The 12,444-nt window shown below is 58.3% G+C and carries 10 protein-coding genes; 9 read left to right on the forward strand and 1 reads right to left on the reverse strand.

What is annotated here, in order from left to right:
* The 7 genes from HQL56_13245 to HQL56_13275 all read left to right on the forward strand — a co-directional run.
* Positions 1-245 (forward strand): SUMF1/EgtB/PvdO family nonheme iron enzyme (locus HQL56_13245; protein MBF0310485.1); only part of this gene is annotated, 245 nt, incomplete at its 5' end.
* Between the two features lie 245 nt (positions 246-490).
* Complete coding sequence (locus tag HQL56_13250; protein MBF0310486.1) at positions 491-1,456, forward strand: Rpn family recombination-promoting nuclease/putative transposase; 966 nt, start codon at positions 491-493, stop codon at positions 1,454-1,456.
* Between the two features lie 72 nt (positions 1,457-1,528).
* Positions 1,529-1,744 carry a hypothetical protein gene (locus HQL56_13255; GenBank protein MBF0310487.1) on the forward strand — a complete coding sequence of 72 codons (216 nt, stop codon included), beginning with the start codon at positions 1,529-1,531 and terminating at the stop codon, positions 1,742-1,744.
* A gap of 211 nt (positions 1,745-1,955) precedes the next feature.
* On the forward strand, positions 1,956-3,167 hold the full coding sequence (locus tag HQL56_13260) for a caspase family protein (GenBank protein MBF0310488.1): 1,212 nt from the start codon (positions 1,956-1,958) through the stop codon (positions 3,165-3,167).
* A gap of 59 nt (positions 3,168-3,226) precedes the next feature.
* A complete protein-coding gene (locus HQL56_13265) occupies positions 3,227-4,462 on the forward strand; it encodes an SUMF1/EgtB/PvdO family nonheme iron enzyme (GenBank protein MBF0310489.1) in 1,236 nt (411 codons plus the stop codon).
* Between the two features lie 659 nt (positions 4,463-5,121).
* Positions 5,122-6,261 carry a hypothetical protein gene (locus HQL56_13270; protein MBF0310490.1) on the forward strand — a complete coding sequence of 380 codons (1,140 nt, stop codon included), beginning with the start codon at positions 5,122-5,124 and terminating at the stop codon, positions 6,259-6,261.
* A gap of 1,281 nt (positions 6,262-7,542) precedes the next feature.
* Positions 7,543-8,505: a formylglycine-generating enzyme family protein gene (locus HQL56_13275; protein MBF0310491.1), complete on the forward strand. Its 963-nt coding sequence runs from the start codon at positions 7,543-7,545 to the stop codon at positions 8,503-8,505.
* 235 nt (positions 8,506-8,740) lie between these two features.
* On the opposite strand, the gene HQL56_13280 is transcribed toward HQL56_13275, so the two are convergent.
* The gene (locus tag HQL56_13280) at positions 8,741-10,012 is read right to left on the reverse strand and encodes a caspase family protein (GenBank protein ID MBF0310492.1); all 1,272 of its coding nucleotides are present in this window, start codon (positions 10,010-10,012) and stop codon (positions 8,741-8,743) included.
* 150 nt (positions 10,013-10,162) lie between these two features.
* Between HQL56_13280 and HQL56_13285 the strand changes: the two genes are divergently transcribed.
* Together HQL56_13285 and HQL56_13290 are read left to right on the forward strand one after the other, a co-directional pair.
* On the forward strand, positions 10,163-11,338 hold the full coding sequence (locus HQL56_13285) for an SUMF1/EgtB/PvdO family nonheme iron enzyme (protein MBF0310493.1): 1,176 nt from the start codon (positions 10,163-10,165) through the stop codon (positions 11,336-11,338).
* Positions 11,339-11,976: 638 nt separating this feature from the next.
* Positions 11,977-12,444, forward strand: a complete 468-nt coding sequence (locus HQL56_13290) for an HRDC domain-containing protein (protein MBF0310494.1) — start codon at positions 11,977-11,979, stop codon at positions 12,442-12,444.

Below are 12,444 nucleotides of genomic sequence, written 5' to 3' on the forward strand. Positions count from 1 at the left end.
CCGCCAGTCCCAATCTCGGGCTGTATGACATGGCTGGAAATGTCTGGGAGTGGACTTGTTCAGATTATGGACCTTACTCGGAGAAGAATTATGCCAATTGCAGTAAAGGGGGCTCCGGCCGGGTGGTTCGGGGCGGCAGCTGCTACGACGGCCCGGCCCTCGTCCGCTCCGCCAATCGCGTCAACATCTCGCCCGACGGCCGGGGCCTCAGCCTGGGCTTCCGCCTTTCGAGGACTGGCCCTTGACCCTTTTACGCTTGTTCCCTTGGGCGCGAAGCGCTCTCTGTTGACGTTCAGGCAGTTGAGGTGGCCCGTGGTCCTGGAGGTTGGCGAGAGGGAGGTCCGCGAAGCGGCAAACCTCCCGAGAGCCAACCGGAAGGGCGGCGGGCGGGGGAGTCCGGAGGGGGCTTTTCGCCCCCTCTGGTGGGTCCAGGGCGAAGCCCTGGTCGCGGGGCAAACCGTCTGTACACGTTATTTTGGACATGAGGCCCATGACAAACCGTCTCGATAACGATTCAAGCTATAAACTGTTATTTTCGCATCCGGAGATGGTGCGAGATCTGCTTCTGGGATTTGTGCCTGGGGAGTGGGTGGCACATCTCGACTATTCCACTCTGGAGAAGGTGAGCGGCTCCTTCGTGGGCGATGAGTTCCGCGACCGGGAAGAGGATTGCATCTGGCGGGTGGGGCTGGGGGAAACCTGGCTTTATATTTACATCCTGCTGGAGTTCCAATCGACGGTGGACGATTTCATGCCGGTTCGGGTGGGGGATTATGGCTTCTCCCTTTTTCAGGATCTGCGCCGGGCCAACCGGCTGCCCGATAAAAAACTGCCTCCCATCCTGCCGGTGGTGATCTATACTGGGAAGAAGCGATGGAACGCGCCGCTGGAGGTGAATGAGATGATTGCCATTGTACCCGGCCTCGAACCCTGGCAGCCCCGGCAACGTTACCTGCTGGTGGAGGTCGGGACGCTGGCGGAATCGCAGCTGCAACGGATGCGCAATCTGGCGGCGGTGCTGTTCCGGCTGGAGCGGAGCCGCTCCATCGGAGCGGTGCGGGAGCTGGTGGGGCTCCTCGGGGAGTGGTTGTACGCCCCGGAGCAGGCCAGCCTGCGCCGCTCCTTCACCGTCTGGCTGCGTCGGGTGCTGCTGCCCAAGCGCCTGCCCAAAGCCGACATTCCCGAAATGGTTGAACTGCACGAGGTGAATACCATGCTGGCCGAAAGTGTTCAGGAGTGGGTCAAACCGTGGGTGGATCAGGGTCTTCAGCAGGGCCGCCAGGAAGGCCGCCAGGAGGAGGCCGCCGCCATGCTGCTTATGCTGCTGCGCCACAAATTCGGCACGCTTCCCGATTGGGTCACGGCGAAGGTTATTTCCGCCCCGCTGGAGCATCTTGAAGGCTGGGGCCGGAATATCCTTTTCGCCTCTTCCCTGGAGGAGGTTTTCGTCTGCTGACATGGCCACAACGGCGGCGCCTCTCCTGCCGGTTTCTTCCGTGCTGGCGGGTTCCACCTTGGCGGAGCCAAGGTGCTGCTCATCGGCAATGATCGTTATCAGAACGCCTGCACCCTGCACAAGGCGGTTGCCGGGGCTTTTGGGGTCACCCTGGTTGCGATATTTTTCCGATGCAGTGCGGGAGTTGCAAAACTCACGCGACCAAGCCGGTATATATTTATAGTCATTTTATTTTCAATATTTTATCTTTTAAGTATCAAAAAAAAAGAAAATGTTCTATCTTTTTAATTTTTATTTATCATTCTTTTTGATAGCTATGAGTCATTGATACGCCGTTTTGCAATCAGCCAAAGTCAATTATAAAAAAATTATTATGTTTTATTGGAAAATATCTATGAGTTAAAATAGAAAAGTCAAAGGATAGAACATTTCCTTTTTTTGATACTTAAAAGATAACATATTAAAAAGCTTGGGGCGTATTCAACCAAGAGGTGAGACCATGTTCACTCGGATGCAAAGGGTTCTTTGCAGTGTGGTGTTGCTGGTGGCCGGATGTGACAGCCTGCCAAAAGACAAGCCGGATAGCGGTATCGTTCGACGCGGGGCGGACCAGGAGCCTGCGGACTGCTCCGTTTCCGGGCTTGATTTGGACAATTACACCCGTTGGGAACTGCCCCAGTGGGAAAAAGTTTCCCACCAATGCCCGAACAGCGCCTGGGCAGGTCTCAACTACGCCCGTCTGCTCAAAGCCGCCGGGCAGTTCGAAGCAGCACGAACCCTGGCTGAACGCTTCAACCGCCTCCCCCAGGGCCAAAATCTGCTGGACAGCCTGCCAAAAGTCGTTACAGCGGAGCAAAAACCCATCGAGAAACTCACCACGACATCCTGGAACTTCCAACCATCCCTGGACAACCATAAAGACATGGTTTTTGTCGCCATCGGCAATATGAATTACAAGAACAATATCGATACCGACGGCGTTCGCTTTGCCCATAACGATGCCTCGGAAATGGGGAAATTTGCCAAAGTCACTCTGGGGATTCCGAAAGACCATCTTATTGTCGAGCAGGACCAGGAATCCAGCCAGATCAACAGCCTGTTCAACCCGGACACCGGTCGATTGAAGCATCTGGCCGATCAGGGTGTTGCCAAACGGTTGTTCTTCTATTATTCCGGACATGGCATTGCCGTGCCGGATAGAACGGGTCAGCGCGTGGCGCGTCTGGTGGGCACGGACGCAAGACCCAACACCCTGAACGATGCCTCGGTGGCCCTGGATGACCTGGTGGAAAAGGTGGCCCAGGCGGGTTACCAGGAGTTGATTCTGGTGGTGGATGCCTGTTTCAGCGGCAACCTGTCGAAGGGAACCAAGACGGTTTTCTGGCAGACCACACCGGAAGCGGAGGCCAACATCAAGGCGAAGAATGCTCCGCCGGTCACTGCGGCGCGCACTCCCCTGCGTCTGCTCAAGATCACCGCGACCGGGAAAAACCAGGAGGCCTTGCAAGAGGAGAGACAGGGGCATGGACTGATGACCTACCATTTTCTGCGCGCCTTGACAGGGGCCATGGGCAAGAAGGTGGTCGATACAACCGCCTTGCAGGATTGGCTGCCGGTGGAAGTGGACACCGCCGCCTGGCAGTCGGTCTACAAGATGTCGCAACGTCCACTGGTGATCGGGGAAAACCTGACCCTGGTGCGGTACCGCTGACAGGAAGAGAAATGATCATGGTCAACAGGCATCGGTCGCTCGTAGCGGTTTGTGCAACAATGGCCTGGGTCGTGGTGGCCTGGGGCGCGGAGGTCTTGATCGCCCCCCAGGAGATGCCGAACGATCCCCTGGTCAAGGCGTGGGAACAGGAGAAGCGGAAAAGGGAGGAGCAGGAAAACAGGGAGCGGGAGGAGAAAGCGGCAGCCTCCCGGAAACAGGCCGAAGAGACCCGGAAGGCCCGCGAACAGCTGGAGCGATTGGCGCGGGAGGAGGAGCAGGCCAGGGAACAGGCTCGCCAGGAGCAGGCCCGGTTGGAGCAGTTGAAGAGGGATCGATTCGAGACCCTGTTGGCCCAACTCCAAACCTCGATTTCCGGAGGCATGAAAAGGGATGCGGAGAGGGCGTACCAGGAAGCGGCCGGGCTCCTTCCGGGCGATGGGCGGTTGAACGGATTGAAAGAGCGGATTGCACGGATGCAAGAGCGTGTGGATCCTCCTCCCCCACCACCGCCTCCACCTTTGGGAGGGATGGAATTTGTCCGTGTCCCTGGCGGGTGTTTTCAGATGGGAAGCAATGACGGGGCATCGGACGAGAAGCCGGTGCATGAGGTGTGTGTTGACGGGTTTGAGATGGGGAAGTATGAGGTGAAGGTAGGTCAGTTTCGGAAGTTTGTGGAAGAGACGGGGTACCGGACCGAGGCGGAAAGAGGAGATGGATGTTATGTTTACACTCGGGGGAGTGGGTGGAACAAGGGGTCGGGAACGAGTTGGCGAAATCCGGGGATGAATCAGAATGACGACCACCCTGTGGTCTGCGTCACATGGAACGATGCCCAGGAGATGGTGAAGTGGCTGAACGGGAAAGGCCAGGGGCGGTACAGCCTGCCGACGGAGGCGCAGTGGGAGTATGCAGCGCGGGATGGTGGGAAGAAGGTCAAATACCCCTGGGGGGATGAATCACCGGTGTGTCGGAAGGGTGCGAGGAACGGGGCGAAGTTCGATGATGACAAGGATTGCGATGATACGGGAACGGAACCGGTGGGGAGCTACGCCGCCAGTCCCAATCTCGGGCTGTATGACATGGCTGGAAATGTCTGGGAGTGGACTTGTTCAGATTATGGACCTTACTCGGAGAAGAATTATGCCAATTGCAGTAAAGGGGGCTCCGGCCGGGTGGATCGGGGCGGCAGCTGGTACGGCGGCCCGGCCGGCGTCCGCTCCGCCTATCGCTTCTTCTACTCGCCCGACTACCGGGGCAGCCTCCTGGGCTTCCGCCTTTCGAGGACTGGCCCTTGACCCTTTTATCCTTGTTCACTTGGGCGCGAAGCGCGTGTTTTGACGTTGACGTTGGGTCCCCGCAAGATTGCAGTCTGCGAGAGGGGGCCGCGAAGCGGTTGCCCCCGAGAGCGGACTGCAATCTTGTGGGGTTGTTTTGGTCTAAGGAGTTTGAGCGTGGCGAGGCGTATTAAGAATTTCATTGAATCAAATTATAGAATGACGAAGAAATTTTTCATGACGAGCCAACTGAATGTTAAAAGTAACTATTCAGGACCCTGCTCAGGCGACATGACCGTACCGACGGCGCAAGGAAATGTCCCAGGGGTGCCCCTGGCCCCGTTGGGGGGGAATGATTCCCCCCGAACCTTCGCATGCCTGAACAGATACTTTCGCTGCTTGCCTGGCAGTACACAGCACCACCGTCTCTGTTGGTGAAAAATCGTCACATCGCAACAATGAGTTCAGAAAATGCCATGAACAAGCCATGCGTCGAGAAGGCCTGCAGACTTCGGTGGATCCTTTGCCTCCTGCCTCTTCTGCTGGGGGCGGGTTGCCAGAGCGCACCTCCCCCGGCGGCGCCAGCCAACCCTCTTCCCGCTGCATCGCCTGCGCCGTCACCCCCTCCCGTCGCAACGCCGACCTCGTCCGTCGTAAAGTGTCCTCCACCTCCAGGCGGCGTGGACGAACGGCTGGATCACCTGGCCTGCAAGCTGGTGGAGCGCATTACGCCTTTTATCATCCGGGAGCGGGTGATCGTCCAAGAGGCCGATTCGAACCAACCGGGGCCCTGCGGGAGGTGGTTCGCCACCAAACTTCAGGAGCTGCTTTTCAAAGAAGCCATCCCTGACTCCAAGGAAATGGAGATCCGGGGCCATTACCTGTTGGACGACCCCCACAAGGTGCTGCTCTCACTTCGCGCCTCCCTGGTCAAATCCGGAGGGGAACCTTCCATCGTCAAATTCGGCGGGGAACCCGCCGTCGTCGAAATTCCCCGCGAGGAACTGCCCTGCCTGAAAGAGCCGAGGCTTCAGGCGGTGGGTCTGGCTCGCATGCCCGGCTTCGGCAAAAGCCGGCAGGATCGGGAGGATGCCGAAGTGGCCGCACGGGTGGCCGCACGGGCGGCGCTGCTCACGGGCAAGGAGACTCCTCCCGTGCGCAACCGGGCCGAAATTCCGCCTCTGCTGCGCACCTTCTCCCTGGGGGTGGTGTTCGACGAACATGACCAGCTCACCACTCCCCCCCGTGAAACCGGGCAGGTCAGCCTGCGCCTCGAAGGTCGTCGGCTTCTGCCCGAGGGACAAAAACAATGGATCACGGCGCGGTATGACAACGACTCGGAGCTTTTCGAATCCGGTCAGGAGGCCCGTCTCATCGTGACCAACCGCCACACCCGGCCCCTCTATCTGGGAGCCTGTCTCTGGGACGATGATGATACGGTCACGCGCTATCTTCCCATAGAGGAGAGCGCCGCACCGATGCTGGAACCGAATCGGAGCCTGGAAAAGAAAGAATTGCCTCATCTGGCCTTTTGTCCCCGACACGGGGACGAAGCGGTTGGCATGGTCCTTCTGGTAGCTTCGACACGCCGGGATTTCGATTTTCGCGCCCTCTGTCCAAGGATGGTCGGTGCCAATCTCGCCGGAACGTTCGAGAACGGCACCCCCTGGACCAGCCTCACCGATGCCCTGTCCCAGGTCCGGGAGGACTATTCCCTGGTCGCCCTGCCATACCGGGTCCTGGGACAATGCCCTGTCCCAGGTCCGGGAGGACTAAAACCTGGTCGCCCTGCCCTACCGGGTCCTGGGACAATGCCCTGAGTGAATGGAGCCCCGCGAGTACTGGAGACACGGGGAAAAGCGGTATAACATTCCACATCTGGCAGCGAACCGGAAACAAGGCTCAAGGAGGCGACCCCGTGAACCCATGGCGGCGAATGGCCCTGCTGGCCGGCATCGGGCTGCTGAGCAACTGCAGCACCCTCAACCTCGAAGCGCCCGGCTCCTGTTCTCCGGTCGGGCTTGATCTGTCCCGTTCCGGCGAGTGGAGCCTTGCCGACTGGCAAAAGGCCAACAAGAGATGCCCCGACAGCGCCTGGGCGGCCATCAATTACGGCTGGAGCCTCAAGGCTGTCGGCAAGATGCAGGAAGCCCGAAATCTGGCCGATCGGTTCAACAACCTTCCCGAAGCCAAATCCCTCCTGGCCAGCCTGTCCGCATCGGAAGCACCCCCTGTAATCAAACCCGCTCCTCCCCCAATTGTCGCTTCAAATCCACCCCCCGCATCGACACCCTCTCGACCTGCCGTTGCAAAACCCGAACCCGCACCCTCCCCATCGATACCAACCCAACCGGCAACCGCACCAGGCATCGCGGCACCCGTGACACCACCCCCTTTTACATCATTGAATTTCCGCAAAGCGGCCAATTATCAGGAATTCCAGGACACGGTTTTCGTTGCCATCGGCAACATGAACTACGGCGAATTTCTTAAAGGCGGAGTTGACTTCGCCCACCTGGATGCCGAGGCCATGGGGCTCTTTGCGCAGCAGGCGCTCGCCATTCCAGACAATCATCGGTATGTTTTTAAAGATCAGCGTTCAACTGAAATAACCACTCTGTTTGATCCGGATGAGGGCCGACTGAGAGATCTGGTCAGGCATGAGGGAGCGAAACGCCTGATTTTCTATTACGCCGGGCACGGTTACGCTTCCCAGGGCGGTGGGGGGCGGCGCGTTGCCCGCATCGTCGGGGTCGATGCCACACAGGATACATTGAAAGGAGCTTCCGTCCCGCTGGATGAGATTGCCGAAAAAATGAGAAACGCCGGGTTTGAAGAGCTGATTCTCGTCGTGGACGCCTGCTTCAGCGGCAATCTCGCTCAGGGATCCCGCTCGGCCTACTCCCTGCCCACGGCCCCCGAAGCAACGGAGAATATCAAAAAAATGGATGGCATCGATACGACCTCCTCCGGGAGACGGGTGCGCAGCCCCTGGCAACTGATCACGATCACCGCCACCGACGCCAATCAGGTAGCCTTCCAGGAGGAGACTCAGCAACACGGCCTGATGACCTACTATCTGCTGCAAGCCTTGTCCGGCAATGTCGAGCCCTTCCGCGACCGGGTCGAGCTGCCGAAACTGGGGAGGTGGCTCTCCGATAAGGTCAGCCATGCGGCCTTTACCTCCAGTTATCGCAAGGCCCAACGTCCTCTTGTCATCGGCGACAGGGCCACTCCCCTGGTGCGGTACCGCTGAGGAGCCAGGAATGAAACGAATTCGCCCGACACTGCTGGCCCTGATCGGAGTCGGTTTATTGGCCGGGAGGGTTTGGAGTATGGAAGGCTATATTCCTCCCGACAGCATGCCAAACGATCCTTTGGTGAAGGCTTGGAAGGCACCTTTCGGGATTGAATTCGTCCGGGTCCCTGGCGGGTGTTTTCAGATGGGGAGTAATGATGGGGAAGCGGACGAGAAGCCGGTGCATGAGGTATGTGTTGACGGGTTTGAGATGGGGAAGTATGAGGTGACACAGAAGCAGTGGCGGGCGGTAATGGGGAGTGATCCGCCTGAGTTGAATTTTAAAGGATGCGACGATTGTCCTGTGGAAAGGGTATCCTGGTTGCAGGTTCAGGAGTTTATTGGCAAGCTGAATGGTGGCCGCAGTGGCCCATACCGGTTGCCGAGTGAGGCGGAGTGGGAGTATGCCTGCCGGGGGGGCCGTTCGGGGGAAACCTATTGTGGCGGTAACGATATTGACCGGGTTGCCTGGCATGGTGGCAATTCAGAAGGCAAGACGCATCCTGTGGGGCGGAAGGCTGCCAACGGATTTGGTCTGCATGACATGAGCGGGAATGTATGGGAGAGGGTATCGGATTGGTACGGGTATTATGCCAATTCACCCCGGAACAATCCGAAGGGGCCGGACAGGGGCTTCGACCGGGTCGAACGGGGCGGCGGCTGGTTCCTCAACGCCCTCAGCGTCCGCTCCGCCTATCGCAGCAGGAGCGACCCGGGCTACCGGGGCCTCGACCTGGGCTTCCGCCTTTCGAGGACTGGCCCTTGACCCTTTTATCCTTGTTCCCTTGGGCGCGAAGCGCGTGTTTTGACTTGGTCGTTGATGTTGGGCCCCCGCAAGATTGCAGTCTGCGAGAGGGGGCCGCGAAGCGACCAACCTCCCAGAGCCAACCGGAAAAGGCGGCAGGCTTGTGAGGAAGTCCAGAGTGGGCTTGTTGCCCCTCTGGAGAGAGAAGCCGTGACAGGGTTTGGCCGGTATTCCGGAAAATGCTTCGGCAGACCCATCACCGGTAGTTGACCAAGGTGGTTCGCGCTCCCCCGACCAGCGGGCGCTGGCTCATGCGATGCACCGTGTTGAAGGCGGCGCTGTTGACCTGTTCCGTCAACCAGGCCCGAAGGCTGTCGGTGTCGATCGGCCTGTTGCCCATCTCCCCGTTCAAAGCTCTCAGCAGATGGTAGGTGAACAGCCCGTGTCCATGGGTCGCATCCGGAAGGGCCAGCTCGTTCTCGCTGGTCGCGGTGATGCGCACCAGACGCAGACTGGAAGCACGGTTTCGCCCGGTAGCGGCAGGCAACTCCAGGCTGCGGACATCGTTTGCCGCCTCCCGAGTGGTGGCCATGGAATTTGAAAAGGCGGACATCGTTCCTGTGGCCAGATTGCCACTGAAACAGGCCTCCACCACCAGGATCAACTCTTCGTATCCCGCCTTCGACACCTTGTCGATCACCTCCTCCAAAGCCACCGAAGCCTCTTCCAGGATGCCTTCCCGAGCATCGATACCCACCAGGCGCGCCACCCGGCGGCCTGTGGTCTCCTCCGGCACGGCCGCCCCATGGCCCGAATAGTAGAGGAAGAGACGCCTGGCACCGAGTTCGGCCAGCCGTCTCAACTGCCCCCTCGCAGGATTGAGCAGGCCCTTGAGCTCGGCGCTGGAATAGTCCAGAGCGGAAATACGCCGTGATTGGACAATGCCGAGACTCTTTTCGGCAAACTCCAGCATGGCCCTCTGATCGTTGTGGGCGAAACGGACCCCCTCAAGGTCGATGCCATGGGTGTAGTTGCGATTGCCGATAGCCACGAAGACCATGTCGGAATAATCGCCCACCGCCCGGCGGAAGTTCCACCGGGTAGACACCGGCTCCGGGGAAGCCTCTCCCTGGCCACCTGGACCGATTGGAGTCACCACTGCCGGTTTTGGCAGGGAGGCAAGCAACTTCCGACCCTGTTCGGTATGGGAAAAGCGTTCCGCCAGAACACGCGCCTCGGCGAGATTGCCTTCGGCCTGGAGGCGATGAGCCAGATTCAGCCCCGCCCAGCCACTCTTCGGACACTGTTTCAGCGCTTCCTGCCACTGCGGCGTTTGCCATTTGGAAGCGTTATCGAGATCGATCACCTTACAATCCGGGCTCTCCTGGAGCTGTACCAGCCCGCCACCCGAACCAAAGCCCGCTCCACCGCCACCCGCCCCGCCCGTGGTCTTTTCGCTTCCCGTGGTGCTGCATCCCGCCAAAAGCAGCAGCAAGCTCCCGACAAGACACCCATTGCGCCTGGACATGGTTTCTCCTCTCCCAGGGATGTCACCAACCTGAATCCGTGGGAAAGCATATCCCGGAGGCCTCCGCTTTGGAAAGCGGTTTGTTTCCTGGGTTAATTGTCATACCATGCGCAAAACGGGTCGAGTCCAGGAAGAAGGAGCGCGGCAACGATGATGGCAAAGCGTTGGGGATGGCTTGGAGTGGCCCTCGTCCTGCTTGGGGCGGGTCTGGCCCAGGGGGCGGATCCGGTTTTCATTCGCCCCGAAGAGATGCCGGAGGATCCCCTGCCCAAACGGTGGCTGGAAGAGAAAAAGCGTCGGCAGGATGAAAAAGCCCGCCAGGACCGGGAGGCCAGGCAACGGGCCGACGAGCAGGCTCGCGAAGAAGCCAAAAAACGGGCCGATGAACAGGCCCGCGAGGAAGCCAGAAAACGGGCCGACGAGCAGGCTCGCCAGGAGCAGGCCCGGTTGGAGCAGTTGAAGAGGGATCGATTCGAGACCCTGTTGGCCCAACTCCAAACCTCGATTTCCGGAGGCATGAAAAGGGATGCGGAGAGGGCGTACCAGGAAGCGTCCGGGCTCCTTCCGGGCGATGGGCGGTTGAACGGGTTGAAAGAGCGGATTGCACGGATGCAAGAGCGTGTGGATCCTCCTCCTCCCCCACCACCGCCTCCACCTTTGGGAGGGATTGACTTTGTCCGAGTCCCTGGCGGGTGTTTTCAGATGGGTAGCAATGATGGGGATTCGGACGAGAAGCCAGTGCATGAAGTGTGTGTTGACGGGTTTGAGATGGGGAAGCATGAGGTGACACAGAAGCAGTGGCGGGCGGTAATGGGGAGTGATCCGCCTGAGTTGAATTTTAAAGGATGCGACGATTGTCCTGTGGAAAGGGTATCCTGGTTGCAGGTTCAGGAGTTTATTGGCAAGCTGAATGGTGGCCGCAGTGGCCCATACCGGTTGCCGAGTGAGGCGGAGTGGGAGTATGCCTGCCGGGGGGGCCGTTCGGGGGAAACCTATTGTGGCGGTAACGATATTGACCGGGTTGCCTGGCATGGTGGCAATTCAGAAGGCAAGACGCATCCTGTGGGGCGGAAGGCTGCCAACGGATTTGGGCTGCATGACATGAGTGGGAATGTATGGGAGTGGGTATCGGATTGGTACGGGGACAATTATGCCAACTCGCCCCGGAACAATCCGAAAGGCCCGGATGGGGGCTCCCGCCGGGTGATTCGGGGCGGCGGCTGGCTCAGCTACCCGGCCTACGTCCGCTCCGCCTTTCGCTTCGGGGACGGCCCGGACTCCCGGTACTACTACCTGGGCTTCCGCCTTTCGAGGACTGGCCCTTGACCCTTTTACCCTTGTTCCCTTGGGCGCGAAGCGCAGCTGTTGACTCTTGGTTTTCGGATGTTGACTTTTGGCCGTTGACGTTGGGTCCCCGCAAGATTGCAGTCTGCGAGAGGGGGCCGCGAAGCGGTAGCCCCCGAAAGCGGACTGCAAGCTTGTGGGGCTGTTTCAGTCTGGGGAGCTTGAGGGGGCGAAGCCCCCTCAAAATTTTCGGTGGTGCTTTTGCGATGCGGAATTTTACTGGATTTCATTACAGGGGGGGAGCCCATTGCACAATTGCGAAGCCAGTGTTCAGAACAATATGAATGATAAAGTCAAAGGATAGAACATTTTCTTTTTTTGATACTTAAAATATAAAATATTGAAAGTCAAAGAATTAAAAGATATTTATGCTTGCTGCAAAACTGCGAAGCAATTATTTACAATAATATAAATGATATATGAAAAGTCAAAAGATAGAATATTTTCTTTTTTTGATACTTAAAATATAAAATATTGAAAGTCAAAGAATTAAAAGATATTTATACTTGGCAAGCCTTATTGCATCTCCATAAGGGGTTTATGAAATGAACATCCGTATTTTTACCTTACGTTTTGACCCTGTATTGGGCGGTTTTGATGACAGCGAAGCACGCGCCTTCATGTCTGACAAAGAAATTCAGGCCATCCATGACCATACGTTCATCCACCAGGGTGCGCCGTATTTGCTGCTGGTCGTGACCTATCATGGCCTGGATTCTTTCGAAAGAACCATGCCACCAGGAAAGAGTCATGCCAGCGCTCCTTCGGAGAACTGGCGCAAGCTGTTGAATCCGGGGAACACCCCTCTGTTCAACTCGTTGCGCGAATGGCGTGCCGGAAAAGCCAAGGCCGAAGGCGTTCCACCCTATTTTATCGCCTCCAACCAGCAATTGGCGGAGATGGCCGCCTCCCGCCCCCAAACCCTGGCCGGTCTGGCCCGCATCGAAGGAGTGGGAAAAGGCAAACTGGAACGCTACGGCAACGAGATGCTGGGCGTCCTGGGAATGGAGTCTGGCACGAAACCTGCCGCTTCGGAAAGCACCGTGCCAACCGCTCCCCCGGAGGCCAGCCATGAGCCAACAGGATGA

The sequence above is a fragment of the Magnetococcales bacterium genome (assembly GCA_015231925.1).
Taxonomy (GTDB): domain Bacteria; phylum Pseudomonadota; class Magnetococcia; order Magnetococcales; family JADGAQ01; genus JADGAQ01.